Annotated in this window: 14 protein-coding genes and 1 riboswitch; of the genes, 3 read left to right on the top strand and 11 right to left on the bottom strand. The window is 67.8% G+C overall.

Annotation, left to right across the window (positions count from 1 at the left end):
- From sphst_RS01460 to sphst_RS01505, 10 genes are all read right to left on the bottom strand, one after another.
- Positions 1-1058 (bottom strand): oligosaccharide flippase family protein (locus tag sphst_RS01460; RefSeq protein ID WP_107045052.1); only part of this gene is annotated, 1058 nt, incomplete at its 3' end.
- A 3-nt stretch (positions 1059-1061) separates the two neighbouring features.
- Positions 1062-1892 (bottom strand): polysaccharide pyruvyl transferase family protein, encoded by an 831-nt coding sequence (locus tag sphst_RS01465; RefSeq protein WP_199848880.1) that lies wholly within the window; start codon positions 1890-1892, stop codon positions 1062-1064.
- Entirely contained in the window at positions 1889-2620 is a 732-nt protein-coding gene (locus tag sphst_RS01470) for a WecB/TagA/CpsF family glycosyltransferase (protein WP_159043452.1), read from the bottom strand. The genes sphst_RS01465 and sphst_RS01470 overlap by 4 nt, the downstream gene beginning before the upstream one ends.
- Positions 2621-2631: 11 nt before the next feature.
- Positions 2632-3519, bottom strand: a complete 888-nt coding sequence (locus tag sphst_RS01475) for a CpsD/CapB family tyrosine-protein kinase (RefSeq protein ID WP_037530233.1) — start codon at positions 3517-3519, stop codon at positions 2632-2634.
- A complete protein-coding gene (locus tag sphst_RS01480; protein ID WP_056407162.1) occupies positions 3516-4889 on the bottom strand; it encodes a GNVR domain-containing protein in 1374 nt (457 codons plus the stop codon). Before sphst_RS01480 ends, sphst_RS01475 begins: the two co-directional genes overlap by 4 nt.
- Positions 4873-6183, bottom strand: a complete 1311-nt coding sequence (locus sphst_RS01485; RefSeq protein WP_159043453.1) for an ATP-binding protein — start codon at positions 6181-6183, stop codon at positions 4873-4875. Before sphst_RS01485 ends, sphst_RS01480 begins: the two co-directional genes overlap by 17 nt.
- A 109-nt stretch (positions 6184-6292) precedes the next feature.
- Complete coding sequence (locus tag sphst_RS01490; protein WP_234387252.1) at positions 6293-7375, bottom strand: glycoside hydrolase family 5 protein; 1083 nt, start codon at positions 7373-7375, stop codon at positions 6293-6295.
- Between the two features lie 280 nt (positions 7376-7655).
- Positions 7656-8474 carry an SLBB domain-containing protein gene (locus tag sphst_RS01495; protein WP_159043454.1) on the bottom strand — a complete coding sequence of 273 codons (819 nt, stop codon included), beginning with the start codon at positions 8472-8474 and terminating at the stop codon, positions 7656-7658.
- A 10-nt stretch (positions 8475-8484) separates the two neighbouring features.
- Positions 8485-9729: an outer membrane beta-barrel protein gene (locus tag sphst_RS01500; RefSeq protein WP_081877766.1), complete on the bottom strand. Its 1245-nt coding sequence runs from the start codon at positions 9727-9729 to the stop codon at positions 8485-8487.
- A gap of 207 nt (positions 9730-9936) precedes the next feature.
- Positions 9937-10659 (bottom strand): FadR/GntR family transcriptional regulator, encoded by a 723-nt coding sequence (locus sphst_RS01505; RefSeq protein ID WP_051916620.1) that lies wholly within the window; start codon positions 10657-10659, stop codon positions 9937-9939.
- A gap of 164 nt (positions 10660-10823) precedes the next feature.
- Positions 10824-10912: riboswitch (TPP riboswitch) on the top strand.
- Between the two features lie 70 nt (positions 10913-10982).
- Between sphst_RS01505 and sphst_RS01510 the strand changes: the two genes are divergently transcribed.
- Genes sphst_RS01510 through pnuC form a run of 3 tightly spaced genes read left to right on the top strand, consistent with a single transcriptional unit; the run spans position 10983 to position 15075 of the window.
- Positions 10983-13295 (top strand): TonB-dependent receptor, encoded by a 2313-nt coding sequence (locus tag sphst_RS01510; protein ID WP_031396037.1) that lies wholly within the window; start codon positions 10983-10985, stop codon positions 13293-13295.
- Between the two features lie 14 nt (positions 13296-13309).
- Entirely contained in the window at positions 13310-14461 is a 1152-nt protein-coding gene (locus tag sphst_RS01515; RefSeq protein ID WP_442800370.1) for a phosphotransferase enzyme family protein, read from the top strand.
- Complete coding sequence (gene pnuC / locus sphst_RS01520; RefSeq protein ID WP_107045053.1) at positions 14458-15075, top strand: nicotinamide riboside transporter PnuC; 618 nt, start codon at positions 14458-14460, stop codon at positions 15073-15075. Before sphst_RS01515 ends, pnuC begins: the two co-directional genes overlap by 4 nt.
- Here pnuC and sphst_RS01525 read toward each other — a convergent pair.
- On the bottom strand, positions 15006-15878 hold an 873-nt coding region (locus sphst_RS01525; protein WP_199848881.1), incomplete at its 5' end, for a copper resistance protein B. The two genes, pnuC and sphst_RS01525, sit on opposite strands and share 70 nt — an antisense overlap.

Consider the following 15878-nt stretch of genomic DNA (forward strand, 5'->3'; position numbering starts at 1 on the left):
TTGTCCTTCACCAGGATGATCGCCTGATTATACTGGCCGATCGTCGTCAGATAGGCGGTGCCGGCGATGATCGAGATGATCGGTGCCGCCTCCATCCATTTCGCGCCGAGCGCGACGCGCACGACCAGATCGCTGACCGCGATGAGCGACAGGAACATCGGCGCGGTGATCGCGGTGGTGAAGGATACCGCGTTCAGAAACGCGCCACGGAGCCGTTCCTCGTCGTCGCGAAGTTCGGCAAAGGTCGGCAGCGCGACGCGCGACAGCGCGGATGCCATCAGCTGATTGAGGCCGAGCAGGATGCGCTTGGCGGCGTTGTAGATACCCGTCGCCGACGCGCCGAGATAATAGGACGAGAAAAACGTGTCGCTCTGCGTATTGGCGAAGTTGGTGAAGCCGGTGATCGCGACATGGCGGCCATAGCGCCAGGTCGCGAGCAGCTTGGCGCGCTCGACGCGCAGGCTCGGCCGCCAGTCGCTGACGACCCAGAGCAGGATCGTCGACAGCAGCGAGGTGGTGAGCTGCTGTACGACGAGCGCGGTCAGGCCCCAGCCGTTCATCGCGAGGAACAGGCCCGCACCGCCGCCGACGAGCAGCGCGAGGATCGAGCGGATCGCGAGCGGCTTGAACAGCAACTGGCGCGTCATCCACGCCTCATGCGTGCGCGACAGCCCCGAACTGAGCAGCAGGACGGAGGTCAGCCGGAGCGCGAACTCGATCCGCTCATTGTGCATGATCTCCGAGATGAACTGCGCCGACAGCAGCATGAGCGCCGCGCCGATCACCGCGCCGATCTGGATCAGCAGGAAGCAGGCATTGTAGTCGCCGGCGTCGGGCGCACCGCGCGAGACGATCGCGGTGGCGAAGCTTTCGACCGAGATCTGCTTGAACAGCTCGACGAAGAGCAGGCAGGTGGCGAGGATGCCGAAATCGGCGACCGGGACGAACCGTGCGGTCACCAGGAAGACCAGGAGGTTGATGACCTGGACGAGCGCGCTGTTGACGACCGACCAGATCGCGCCGCGTCCGACCTGTTTACCTAATGAGGGGGCAGCCATAACTCACTCCCACAGATCGTGCGGGAATGTCGCGAGCAGCGCCTGGGGATCGAAGGATATCGGCGGTGCGCCCCCCATTTCGAGCGCTTCAGCGACGCTGTTCGCGGAGTCGATGCCGGATCGTCCGGTCCCGCGCGCATAATCGTCATATTTGAACGGGGGCTCGGTCTCGGTGAGGCGGACATGCCTTGCCGGGATGCCGAAGGCCTCGGCGATCACCACGCCGTGCAGCGAGCTTGCGAGCACGAGCTCGGCGCCGACGATCTCCTCGGCGACCGCGTTCCAGCCGCGCAGCGGCGACACGAACGGCAAACCGAGCGTTGGCGCGAGCGTGAGGTCGTGGAGGTTGGGGACGAACAGGACCGGCTGGGCGCTATGCCGCTTGAAGCGGTCGGGGAACAGCGTCGGCAGCAGCAGCGCGGGGTCGCCATAGACCGCCGGGACGTCCAGCCCGCGCTCCGAAAGGAACGCCGCGGTCAGCGGACCGCGGACCGCGCGGATGTCGAGTGCGTCGAAAGCGTGACGATCGGCGGGAATCTTGCCGTTGACGCCCGAGCCCCAGACGGTGTCGCCGGTCTTGGCGAAATGCATCACCGATCCGACCGTGAACAGCGTCGCGTCGCGCGCCGTCTCCTCGTCGAGGCTGCGGCCGTGCAGCGCGAGAACACGCTCGGCGACGACCGTCGCCAGCCGGTCGCCGAAATTGATCGCGCTGCCCGCGGGACGCCATTCGAACACGTCGACGCTCGGATAGCGTTCGTCATAGGACGGTGGCGGCGCGTTACGCAGGCGCGAGAGTGCGCGGTGCAGGCGAGGAGGCATCATCTGTTTCATCGCTTCATCCGTTGTCCGAGCGTCGCGGCCAGGAAGGTCGCGTTCCCGACAAGATAGCGTGACGCCATCCGTCGGGGCTCCTGCAGAAGGCGGAAGGTCCATTCGATGCCCGCGCGCTGCATCCAGAGCGGCGCGCGGACGAACTGGCCCGCAGTGAAATCGAGAAAGGCGCCGATGCACAGGATCACCGCACCGACCGCGCCCGCATTGGCGGCCGCCCATTTTTCCTGCCGCGGCTGTCCCATGCCCGCAAGCACGAGTCGCGCGCCCGATGCGCGGATCCGCTCCGAGAGGGCGGGTGCCTCGTCGGCGCTGAAAAAGCCGTGATGGCTGCCCGCGATACGGATGTTCGGGAAGCGCTCTGCCAGGATCGCAGCGGCTTTTTGCGCGACGCCTGGCGGGCTGCCGAGCAGGAAGACGCCCGTTCCCGCCGGCAGTGCGGCGAGCACCGCGGGCGTCAGGTCGGTGCCGTTGAGATTGGCCGGGAAGCGTGTGCCGTAGAGCAGCCGGCTGGCGATATCGACGCCGCTGCCGTCGTTGAAGAACACGCCCGCCCGCGTCGCGGTCACGAAGGCGGGATCCGCCCGCGCAAGGTTGACGCTGTGCGCATTGCAGAAGCCGAAGATGGCCGGACCGTCGCCTTCTACCGCGGCAACGACCTGTGCAACCGCACCCGGTACATCGGTGGCGACCACGTCGATGTGGCCGATTCGCCGAAGCTCCATCATGCCCACCATGCTCAATCGATCAGGATCGAGCCGAGCACCGGGGTGGCATGCTCCTGCAGCACGGCCGCGGCGTTGCGCAGCGCGCGCGCGTCCGACCGGTTGCGGCGCGCAACGATGATCGCCGCGTCGAGTCCGAAACACGCCTCGAGCTGCGTCGCGCTGGCGGGGCCGGCATCGAAGATGACCAGCCCATAATGATCGCGCAGCGGATCGAGCGTGTTGGCAAGCCGCTGGCGATCGAAGAGCTCCGACGCGTTGGGGACGCTCGGACCCGCCGACAGCAGCGACAGGCCAGGGATCGCGGTCGTCTGGGCGATCGCCTCGACGCGGCCGCCCGAGGACAGCAGCGTCGACAGACCGGTGCGGTTTGGCAGGCGGAACAGCCCGTGCTGACGCGGTGCGCCGATGCCGCCATCGACCAGCAGCGTCGAATAGCCGGCCTGGGCGCACGCGACCGCCAGATTGGCGGTGAGCACGGTGGTATGCAGCGTCTCGTCGTCGATCCCGATCATCGCGATCCCCTGAAGCGGAGAGCCGTCGGGACGGACGTCGCGCGTCACGATCGCGCGAATGTCGCGCGCGGTGACCGCGATGGGATCGTCGGGCGCGAATGCTGCGACGACCAGCGGATCGACGCGCTCATCGCCCTCGGGAAGAACCGTGAAGCCCTGCTGCAGCTCGATCGCGCGGCGCACCTGCTCCTCGGTCGCAAAGCCGAGCTGGACCGCCGCCTCGCCGAACAATAGCCCGGTTTCGGCCTGGCGATGCTCGATCTGGCGATGCGCCTCGGGCGACAGCGACAGCAATTTGCCCAGAAGCTGCCGCTGGCTGGGCGCTTCGGCGCCCGGCGCGACCGCGGGACGAACGACATTTGCCGTTTCGCTCGAACGAAGCCTCATGACGTCTGCCTTCCACCCAGCAGCGACGCGACGCGCGACTGCGAAAACGATACCGAGCCCAGCACGGGCACACCCATGGCGGTCGCTGCGCCACTCGACGTCCGCACCCGCGGCCGCCACAGTTCGAGCGCCAGCGCCGTCCCCGCTGCCAGCATTCCGCCCAGCACGAGGCCGAGCGCCAACCGCATCGGTACGTTGGGCGAGGAGGGGAACATCGGCGGCTGCGCGACGTCGAGCTGGACGACGTTGGTCGACGGCGCTTCGCTCTGCAGCCGCATCGTGCCGAGACGCTGGGTCACGGTGTCATAGGCCGCACGCGCCGAATCGACGTCGCGCTGGAGCACGTCGAGCTCGGCGCGGTCGCCCGCCAGCGACAGCATCTTGCCGCGCTGCTGGTTCAGCAGGGCGCGCATCTGGCTTTCCTTGCTGCTCGCCGCACCGCTGGCGACGCGCACCGCATTGGTGCTCGTCCCGGTCTCGACCGCGAGCCGGCGACGCAGTGCCGACAGTTCCGCCTCGGCGGCCTGACGCTGCGGGTGGTTCGGACCAAGATCCGCGCTGAGCTGTGCGACTTCGGCCGTCTTGGCGGAGATCTGCGTGCGCAGACCCTGGACGACACCGGCCGACTGCACGTCGAGCCCGGTGCTGCCGCCGCCAGCCCGCGCGCCGGCATCCGCCGCCGCCGCTTCGGCTGCGGTCAGCTGGCCGGACAATTCGGTCAGGCGGGCGGCGTCGGTGTTGTTGGTCGTCGTGTCGACGATCCCGGTGCGACGCTGGAACGCGGTCAGCCGGCCCTGCGCCTGCTCGAGCGCGGTGCGGACCTCGCGCGTGCGATCCTCGAACCAGCGCGAATAGGTGCGGGCGGGATCGGTCTGCAGTTGTAGGCGCGCATCTAGGTAGCTGGTGGCAAAGCCATTGGCGACCTGGGCCGAGAATTGCGGATCGGCCGATTTGAAGCGGATCGCGAGCACGCGCGAGGTCCGGCCCGGTATGACCTCGAGCCCGCCGAGCAGCTGACGACCATACCAGGCGTTGACGTCGCCGGTGCCACCGGTGCGCGCACGCCACTGGTCAGCAATCTGCGGGTTGGCGGCAAGCTTCAGGTCGCGGACGACCGCGGCGGCGATCGCCTCACTCTGCAGGACGTCGGCCTGGGTCGCGACGAGCGCGGCCACGCCATCCTGCGGCGCCGCCTCGTCGGTAACCGACTGGGCCGGGCCACCGTCGAACAGCAATGAGGACTGCGCGACATAGGTCTTGGGCGTGACGGCCGTCCAGAGTGCGACCAGCACGACGATCAGCAGAATGATCGCCAGCTCGATACGCCAGCGCGCCTTGAGCGACGCGATCAGATCAGCGGGTATTAGCAAGGTTGCTCTCCTGCGGTGCGCCAAGCCGGGCCGCCGTGGTGGAAACAGGGGTCGTCATCAACAGCGCGATCAGCATCTGCGGCGCGGTACTGTCACGGAAATACACGCCATCGTGTTCGCCGTCATTGCCCCGTTCGCGGACCAATGCGGGGTCTAGCATCGAAATGGCACGATCATATCGATCGGTATCAAGCAAAACGACGTCCATCGTCGCGGCGGCGCGGGCCAAAGCCTCGAGCGCATCGCGCTGTTCGATCGTGCAGCCGAGCACGACCTTAGCGAACAGCCGTGCATCGGGCTCGTTCATCTGCGCCCAGTGGCTGAACGCATCGACGAAGCCGGTGCGGGTATGCGCCTTGGTGACGATATCCGCGTCGCTGCTGACAGCGGCGAGCGACGAATGCCCGGCCAGCATACGCAGGTGATAGGGCGAGCCACAGGCGGCATCGGCGATCATCGCGCGCGCATCGGTATCGAACCGGACGCCGGTATTGGCCTCGCCACGTGCGATCAGCGCGTCGACGCTGTCGGCGCCGATCCGGCCCAGCGACACGATCCGCATGTGCCGGCGCAGCGACGGGTGGCCAGCGACGACGTCGGACACGGTCCGCGCGATTCCCACCAGCACGAACAGCACCGGCACGAGCGCGTCGGACAGCAGCTTCATCGCCGCCGCGACGTCGCTCTTCACGCTCGCATCCTCGATCCGGTCGAACTCGTCGAAGATCAGGATCGTCGGCGCGGTGACGCGGTCTGCCACCAGATCGACGAACGCCCGCGGGCCGAAATTCTCCGGCATCTGTTCGAGCTTCTGCGCAAAGGCACGCTGTCCGCCGGGCGCGAAGGCTGCGGGCGGGAGCGCGTCGAGATAGAGCCGGATGATGTCGGCAAAGGTCGCATGCGGTTCGCACGCGAAATAGAGCACGACGGCGCCCGATTCATCCGCATGCTCACCGAGCACGCGCACCAGCGACGTCTTGCCCGAGCCGCGCGCACCGTGGATCACCGCATGCTGATGAAAGTCGAGCGTCGCGGCGAGCAGATGGTCGAGCTCGACCGCGCGTCCGAACAGCTCGCCGCGGGTCCGCACCGGGCGTGCGGCATCGAACGTGTCAGCGATCCGGCGCCGGTCGCCGATCAGCCGCGTCGCGGTGCTTGCCGGGACGGGATCCGCGGGCAGGTCGACGACCGGCGCGGCGGGCGGGGTGTAGCGATGCGTCAGCTCGATCACGGGGGGCTCGGCCCATCCGCGGCCGTCCAGCCAGCGCGTCAGCGATGCAATCCATGACTTCAACATAATTCTTGTATCTGCCTTGCCGATCCGGGGAGCGGGTACGCGACGTTGCTGCAACGCACAATAGGATTGCCGTACGGCTCCACCAGGCCACTATACCCTGTGATCATTAAGATTTGTGCCGTATCAGGATAGACATTTGCGGTTTGTCCCCGGTCTTGTCGGGTTGCACGCTGTACATATACGGCCCCCACAGGGCGCCGCCTGCCCAATAGGTCCAACCGAGCCAGACGTCCGAGCCCGCGTCAAGTGTGCCGAGCACCGCATCGAGCGCGGCGAGGCAGTTCGGGTCGCTGCTCGCGCCGAATTCGCCGAGAAATCCCCGTGCCTTGTTGGCGCGCAGCCAGGCGGTGGCCGAGTCGAATGCCTGTGCGGCGGCCTTTGGCGACACGCATTCCGGATGCGTTCCCGAGGAGTCGGCATCCGGATATTGGTGCATCTCGAACGCCATGTTGTTCGCCGGGTCGACGAGCGTTCTCAACGCCTCGCCGTTCGAGTCGCTGCCTTTCGTCCAGGAATGAGCACCCGACCAGTTCGTTCCCGGGACGAGCACCAGATTGCGCGCGCCCGTCGCGCGGATCGCCTGTAACGACGCCTCCGCAATCGGTCGCCACGCCGTGGCGGAGAGGCCATTGGGTTCGTTCATCACGCCGAACGCGATGCGCTGATCCCCGGCATAATGGCGGGCGAGGCGGGTCCAGAGGTCGGCGAGCATGGCGCCGCGCGGGTCGATCTGGTCGAGCCGTTGTCCCCGGTATTTGGCGTAATTGTGCACGTCGAGGATGATCAGGCCGAACCCGCCGAGCCCCGCGATCGATTCGTCGAGCCGTGCGAGTTCCGCGGCGTCGATCGGGGCATTGGGCCGCGGTTGCAGCCGTTCCCAGAGAACGGGCACGCGGATCGCGTTCATGCCCGCGGCGACGAAGGGCGCGGTCTCCTGTGGCCTGGGGTAGAAATAGTCGAAGCCGTAGCGCCCGGGAATGCGCTTGGAGGCAAAGCCGCCCGTCGCGATGTTGACGCCGGTATAGCGCGGATGCGCAGGCTTGCGCGGCCCAGTCGCGGAGGGGGCATCGGCGGCGGGATCGAGCGTGATCGGCAGACCGGTTCGCGCGGGCGCAATCATGACCGCAACGCCAGCCGTCGCGACCAGCGCAGCGCCCCCCAGCGCGATGAACAGGCCGTTATGTCGCATCGGCACGCCCATCACCCAAGCCGGTGACCCGTGCAAGCGTCACTCGACCAACGCCGGGGGAATCGCGACGGCTGGCCCGGGTAGCGGGGTGCGCCGGCGCCGGCGGCGACGGACGTGGCGGGGCAGTAGGGCATGAAAAAAGGCGCCCCGTTGCCGGCGCGCCCTCTTCTCAGGCCGTGGCCGCAGACGTCAGGCTGTTGCGAAACGGACCTGGCGACGACGAACGCGCAGGGCACCGCATGAAACGAGACATCCCGGCCACCGGAATCCGATCACTGATTCAGAGCCATTTTTCATTGATGAAGACCGAGTCCTCGGCCTTCAGTTCGCCGTCGAGATCGACCTTCTTCAACTTCTCACCATCGCGGAAGATCGTGACGTTCCGCGTCGATCCGGCAAGCGTCGGACCACCGGCGCGAGCCAGTGCCTGGCGAACCGTCATCCCGGTCTTCAAGGGGAAGGATCCGGGCGAATTCACCTGACCGTAGATATAGACCACAGGCGCGACCGGAACGAAGAGCGTGTCCTTCGCCTCGAGCAGCGTCGCCGCGCTCCATTCGCCGCTGAGGTCCGAGAGGAGGATGCGGTGTTCGACCGGGTCGCCGTCGCGCTTCAAGATCGCGAAGTCCGCGCTTGTCCCACGCGTGCCGCCCGCGCGGGCGAGCGTCATGCCGACGGTCAGCTGCAGATCGAGCGGATAGATGCCGGGAGTTCCGACCTCGCCGAACACGGTCACCGAACTGCTGACGAACTGCGTGACCTCGACATTGACGACGGGCTTGACGAAATAGCCGCCGCTTCGCAGCCGGGCGGCGATGTCCGCGGCCAGTTCCCGCGCGGTCTGGTTGCGCACCTGGACCGCGCCGAGGAACGGCAGGGTGATCGTGCCGTCGTTTTTGACGCGCGTCTTGACCACCTGACCCGGACCCTGGCCGAAAATCGTCACCTCGACCTCGTCATTGGGGGCCAGCCGATACCCGTCGTTGGGCACGGCACCGGTCGACGCAGGCGTGGGGGGCGCGGTTGGTACCTGCGCCCCGGCGGCCGCAGCGGCCATGAGCAACGGCAGAACAAGCGAATGCGCCATGCGGATCTTCATCATCATCCCCTTAGAAACGGGCCGTGACACCCGCCGATGCGGATGTGGCCGTATAGTCGTAAATCGCATTGTCAGCCGTGCGGCGCTGGTGAGCGACGTTCAGGCTGAGCCGTAGCGACCGGTGAAAATCGAATGCATAGCTTCCGCCGACGACGTTCAGCCTGTCCTTGCCGCGTGGTGGCTGAAGCGTGAGCGCCAGATCCTCGCCGCGCGGGTCGCGTCGCGCGCGCTGGGCGAACAGCGTGGCGGTGCTGCGCGCCGAGAGCAGATAGGACACGTTGAGATTATAGCTGTTGGCGATGATATAGGTCGCGCCAAACGAGCTCTGATTCTGCACCGCACGGCGGCCGGAGCCGACGATCGTGAACCGGGGCACCGGGCGTATCGTCACCTGTGCGTCGAATGAAGGGCCGCTGAAGGACGGCACGGCCGCGCGCTTGGGGTCGGCATGCGTGATGCCGCCGCCAAGTCGGAAGCTGACGCGCGGCGCGACCGAACGTTCGAAGACCAGCTGGACGTCGGTGATCATCGTCGAATCGTCGATCCCGGTCAGATCCTCGATACCCGGGCGCGCGATCTTCGCAACCGAGCCAATAAGCTGCAGCGTACCAAGGCTGGGCCGCCCATAGCCGATCCCCGCGCGCAGCGCGGACTGGTTCGTGTCCAGAACCTTGCGGCTGCTGTTGGTGAGCGACACGCGGTTGACGCCCACCGCGGGAAAGAAGCCCGCCGCGGCGCGGCAACTCGCGCCGACGTCATAGACCTGGCGCAGGAAGCTCTCGGTCACCACGGTGTTGGTGTCACCGAGATCGAACTGCGCGCGTTCGAGCGCCGCGCTGCCGGTCACGCTGCAGGGCGCGCCGACCGGGGTCGTCACGCTCGAGGTCAGGTTGATCCGCTCGCGATCGAGGCCGCTGAACCGGGTGTTGAAATCATAGCCGACCGTGCCGCCGGCGGTGACGCGGGTGCGTCCGAAGATGCGGTTCAGGTCGACCGCCAGCGCCGGCGAAACGCGGATATTGTCGCGCGGCCCGCTCCCGCGCGCGTCGTTGAGACGCAGCACGTTGCTGTCATAGACGCTGGTGATCACCGGCACGACACGAAACCGGTCGACATTGCCCGCGACGGGCACGCTGACGGGTGTGTTGACGTTGACCGTCTGTGCCTGCGCACCGCTCACCAAACCGCCAGTCATGGCCGCCGCGAGCGCGACCTTGCCGATCCGTGCAGTTCGCTCGTCTCGAGCCCTTCGCATTGTTTCCCGTCATGTTTTCAATTGCTACCCGCATGATGCGCGGTCGCATTTCGTCCTTCGAGCTATTCCGGCGCTTGTCAAATCTCGACTCGCGGCACCGGGCCCAAGGGCACCGCGTCTCGATAAGTGAAAAGCGCGATCAGGTCGAGTGACGGCGTCGCACGGTGCTGTCCCTTGATCGTACACCGGGTCGCGACGATTCGGGTGTCAGGCCTCGGCGATCAGGCTGAGAACGTCGCCGATCAGGCGTCGCATCGCGTCGCGCGCACCATCGGCATCGCGCGCGGCGATCGCGACGGCGACCGCGGCATGGTCGGCGATGTTCGCGCTGCGCCCCTTGATCCGGTTGGTGAAGCGGATCGAGGTGCGAAGCGCGGTTTCGACCACCGACTGGAACTGTGCGTAGAAGGGGTTGCGCGACGCGCGCAGGACGGCGACGTGGAACGCGATGTCCGCGTCGAGCGGATCGTCATAGCTGCGCTCCGCAGCGGCCATCCGCGCCAGCCCCGCCTCGATCGCGACCATGTCCTGCTCGGTGTGATACAGCGCCGCGAGCGCCGCCGCTTCAGGCTCGATCCCGATCCGCAACTGGTTGAACTGCTGCAGCAGCTCGACCGAAAATTTGCGGTCCAGCAGCCAGCGCAGCACATCGGTGTCGAACAGGTTCCAGCTGCTCGCTGGCTGGACGATCGTGCCCTGTCGCGGCCGCGCGCTGACCAGTCCCTTGGCGGTCAGCATCTTGACCGCCTCACGGGTCACCGATCGGCTGACGCCATGCGCCACCGCGATCTCCGCCTCGGTGGGGAAGGGCCGATCCGTATATTGGCCGGTCACGATGGCCTTGCCGAGCAGGTCGAGCATGCCATGCGTAAGGTTCCGTCCCAGATCCCGATTCTCCAGGGCAACGACGTCGGTCAGCACACGCTCCATAAAGCCTGTGTGGCGCAAACCGGTGCGGCTGTCACCCACTGCAAGCGTCTGGGCGGGGTGGATTGTCATATAATTCTGCCGCGCGTGTGCCGGGAAGGCGCTGCGGACGGGCAAACGGGCAATAACGCTATCGCCGGAGGACCGAACCGCCTAGACGGCGCGCTCCCCGGGGGGCCGCTGACGCGCGGCTGAGAGGTGGGCTGCAGCCCATGACCCGCTGAACCTGATCCGGTTGATACCGGCGTAGGGAGGGCTGGCGGCGCGTCCGTCGTCCCTCCGTGTGGAGTGGACGCAAGACCGTGATGATCCTTCGATTTGACCTGATGACGGGCCGGCCGCCCCGTGTTGCATGCAGTGCGCTGGCAGTGGCACTTGCTGCTGTGGTGGCCTTCGCCCCCGCCGGCGCGCAGACACAGGCGGATTCGCGGGACGGCGCCGACCCGGTCGATATCCGCGTCGTCGGCCTTCTCGATCCGGAAGGGCTGCTCCCCGACCAGACGGTGCCCAAATCCGAGAGCGCGATCGCCGCGGCGTTCATCACCAAGCAGGCGCCGACGCTCAACGCGTTCCAGCTTGTCAACCTGCTGCCGGGCGCGACCGTCGCGTCGAGCGATCCCTACGGCCTGTCGACCAGTTCGAGCCTGACGTTGCGCGGGCTGGGCCAGGACGAGATCGGTGTGACGATGGAGGGCGCGCCGCAGAACGACATCGGCTATTACTACGCCTATCCCTCGCAGTTCGCCGATACCGAGAATCTGCAGCGCATCGCGCTGGCGCAGGGCGCGGTCGATATCGCGTCGCCGACGCTGGGGGGCGCGGGCGGGTCGCTGTCGCTCTGGCTCGACGATCCGAGTGCGGCGCCGCGCGGGCTCGTCGACCTGTCGATCGGATCCTATGCGGCGCGGCGCGGCTTCGTCCGGCTCGATACCGGACGGATCGGCCAGACGGGGTTGCGGGCGTTCGTTTCCTATTCGAACACGCGCGCGAACAACTGGCGCGGTGCCGGCCATGACACGCGCCAGCATGTCGATGCCAAGCTGCTCGGCGAATGGGGGAACGGCAACCGCGCGAGCCTGGCGCTGTCGTTCAACGATGCGAACTCGTCGACCTATCGCAGCCCGACGCTCGCCGAATGGCGCGCGCAGGGGCGCGATTTCAACTTCGATGCGCGGTACAGCGCGGGCAACACCAATTACTGGCGGCTCTACCGCGCGCCGTTCCGCAACCTCTATGCGTCGGCGCCGGTGCATCTGGCGCTGGGCGCGGGGGTGACGCTCGACAGCACCAGCTATCTGCAGTTCGGCTACGGCAATTCGCCCTATGGAACGCAGCTCGGCACGACCGGCAATTTCCTCGGCATCGAGCCGCTCGCCGATCCGATCGCGCTGCCGGGCGCGGTCGACGGGGTCGCGACGGTGCTGGGCAACTATACAGGTGACCAGCGCCGCGTGGGCACGGTCAACACGCTGACGATCGAGCGCGGCATCCACCGGCTGACCGCGGGGCTATGGTTCGATCACGGCACCGACCGTGTCGTCCAGTCGTACACCGCGGTCGGTGCCGACGGCGAACCGGCCAATCGCTGGGGGTATCGCGCAAAGGCGATCCGGACCGCCGACGGCCGGCTGCTCGCCTATGAGAACCAGCGGACCGTGACGGTCACCAAGGCGGCGTTTCTGGCCGACCATGTCACGCTGACCCCGCGTCTCGCGGTCGATATCGGGTTCAAGGGCGTCAATGTGCTGCGCAGCGGGCGCAACTACCTGCCCGGCCCGCAGGACCGCGTCCGCCTCGACAGCTTCGCCGCGCTGCCGCGGGCGGCGGTGCATTACGAGATCGACGACCGGCAGCAGCTGTTCGCCAACATCACCACCAATTTCCGCACGCCGAACGAGTTCACGCTCTACGACAGCTATGCGGGCGGTGCGCTGGTCAGCGCGGGGACGACCGCGCTGAAGAACGAATATGCGGTCTCGCAGGAGCTGGGCTATCGCTATATCGGGCCATCGCTGTCCGCATCGGTGACGGGGTTCCATTTTGATTTCCGGAACCGCCAGCTGGCGACGGTCATCACCAGCGGCGGCGCGCTGGTCAATTCGACGCTGAATGCCGGGGGGCAGAGCTCCTACGGGATCGATGCCGAGATCGACTATCGCCCGGCGCGCGGTGTCAGCGTCTATGTCTCGGGCGAATATCTGCGCGCACGGATCAGCGACGACCTGCCGGTCGGCGACGACTTTCTGCCGACCCGCGGCCGGCATGCGGTCTCGAGCCCGACCGTCCAGGTCGGTGGCGGCGGGACCTATGACGACGGACGGCTGTTCGGCAGTGTCGCGGTGAAATATGTCGGCCGGCAATATGCGACCTTCGTCAACGACGAGAGCATCAAGGGCTATGCGACGCTCGACCTGTCGGTCGGCGTGCATCTGGCGTCGATGCTCGACGGCAAGCGGACCGACCTGCGGCTGAACGCGATCAACGTGACCGATCCGCGCGTGCTGGCGGGGGTGCAGTCGGTCTCGACCAATGCGCGCGACGTGATCGGGCGCGGGGGGACGCTGATCGCGGGATCTGCGCCGACCTATTATGTCGGGAGTGGTGCGGCCGTCATGGCGACCATCTCGCGCGGCCTGTGACCGGTGCGGGCGCGATGATCGGCGCGGGCTCGCCGGCGGCGCATCTGGTCCACGGGATGGGCACCGACATGGCCGCACCGAGCTGGCCGGCGATCACCGCCGAGGAAGCCGCGACGGTGGTCGCGCAGTTTCCGGCCGCCGGTCCGCTCGAGCACGTGCACTGGCATTCGCCGCGGCCCTTCTCCGCGGCGGCGTTGATCGAGACCGGGCAGGGGATGTTCCTGCTCAAGCGGCATCACCGCCGGATGCGGACGCCCGGTCAGCTGGGCGCGGAACACCGGTTCATCGCGCACCTGAGCCCGCACATTGCGGTGCCCGAGGTCATGACGCTCGCCGCCAGCGACAGCGACGCGCTGGCCCGCGGCGACTGGACCTATGAACTGCATCGCAAGGCCCCCGGCGTCGACCTGTATCGCGACCGGCCCTCCTGGACGCCGTTCCTGTCGCTGGCGCAGGCGCGGGCGGCGGGCGTGGCACTGGCACGGCTGCACCGCGCGTCGCAGGGGTTCGACGCGCCCGCGCGACCGCCGCAACCGCTGGTCGCGAGCTTCACCATCCTGCCCGATCCCGACCCGATCGCGGCGGCGGAACGCTATGTCGCGGCGCGGCCGGCGCTCGCCGCCTTCCTTGCCCGGAGGCCGTGGCGGCGCGAGCTCGCGTCGCTGTTCAGCGCGCTCGGCGACGGGTTGCAGCCACGGCTCGCCGCGCAGCCGCCCTTGTGGACGCATAATGACTGGCATCCCTCCAACCTGCTCTGGGAGGCGGAGGACGTGCGGACCGTCATCGATTTCGGGCTGGCGGACCGGACCTGCGCGCTGCACGACGTGGCGATCGCGATCGAACGCAGCGGTGTCGCCTGGCTGGCGCTCGGGCAGGGCGCGGATGCCGCGATCGGCCAGCCCGAGGCGGCGTGTGCGCTGCTGGCGGGCTATGCGGCCACGACCGCGTTCGATGCGGAGGACCGGGCAACGCTCGTCCGGCTGCTGCCGCTGGTGCATCTCGAATTCGCCTTGTCGGAGGTCGCGTATTTCGCAGGGGTGCTCGGCGACATGAGCGCGGCGGCGCTGGCCTGGGACGGCTATCTGATCGGCCATGCGGCGTGGTTCCTGTCCGAACCGGGGCAGGCGTTCCTCCGTCGGATCGCCGATGCGGAGCACGGCGCGTGACGATGCTCGAGATCGCCGCGGTCGCCGTTAGTTTCCTCGGCATCTGGCTGACCGCGGTGCGGCGGCTGTGGTGCTGGCCGGTCAATTTGCTGGCCTGTGCGCTGTACTTCAAGCTGTTCCTCGACGTGCGGCTCTATGCGGACATGATGCTGCAGGCGGTGTTCGCGGGTGCGCTGGTCTATGGGTGGCGCAACTGGACGCGCGGGCGGCAGAATGCGGGCGACGTCGCCGTCGTGCCGCTACGGCCGATCCCCGCGCTGGCGGGGCTTTGCGCCGGTGCGGGTGCCGCGATGGTGATCGGGTTCGTCATGAGCCGCTATACCGACGCGGCGCTGCCCTGGATCGATGCGACGCTGAGCAGCTTCAGTCTGGTCGCGCAATATTGGACCGCGCGGCGGCACAGTGCGAGCTGGCTGCTGTGGATCGCCGTCGACATCGTCTATGTCGGGATGTTCGTCGTGAAGGGCCTGATGCTGACCGCGGGGCTCTATGCGGCGATGATCCTGCTCGCGCTGCTGGGCTATCGACAGTGGCAGGCGGCGCGTCAGAACCAGGCACGCACGCCGAGCGCGAGCGAGACCCCGCCGGTCCTATCGCCGTCGCTGCGCGCATAACGTGCGGTGGCGCCGTAGCGCCGTTCCCAGGACAGCCCGACATAGGGCGCGAATTCGCGGCGGATCTCGTAGCGCAGCCGCACGCCAAGCTCCGCGGTCGATAGCCCCGCGCCGATTCGGCTGCCGGGCATGTCCTGCGCGGCGAGGTTCAGCTCGACACGCGGCTGGAGGATCGCACGCTGGGTGATGCGCTGGTCGTACCAGGCCTCCGCACGCGCCAGCACGTCGCCCTTGTCGGACAGGAACAGCGTGCCCTCGACGTCGAACCAATAGGGCGCCAGACCCTCGACCCCAAGCGCGGCATAGGTCCGTCTGGCGCCTGCGCCGAGATCCTGGCGGACGCCCGCCTGCAGGTTCCAGTACGGGTCGAGCGCGCGCGAATAGAGCGCCTGCACTTCGGCGGCCTCGACCCGGTCGCCGAAGCCACCCTCGCCCTCGGTCTTGACGACAAGGCGGTGGATGTCGCCGCCGAACCAGCCCGCGCCGTCCCAGCGATAGCCGTCGCGACCGTTGCGCACCTGCACCTCGGCGAGGTTGAAGAGGATCTGGCTGAAGCGCATGCCGCCATGCTCGTCGCGCATCATCCGATTGGCCGTCGCCATCGTCGCGGGATCGTAGAAGCGTGCCGCCGCGAGCGTGGTCGGCGGCGCGGGGGGCGGTGCGGTGCCCGCGGGCTGGTCCGTGCCCGCCGGGGCGGCGGGACCGTCAGACGCGGCCGGGGTGCAATGGCCCATCGCGGCGTGTTCGGGCAAGCAGGCGGCGGCTGGCATGGCTGGCGGGGGCGTGGTCGCGCCGGCGGCGGG

The organism is Sphingomonas sp. STIS6.2, assembly GCF_000732685.2.
GTDB classification, from domain to species: Bacteria; Pseudomonadota; Alphaproteobacteria; order Sphingomonadales; family Sphingomonadaceae; genus Sphingomonas; species Sphingomonas aerolata.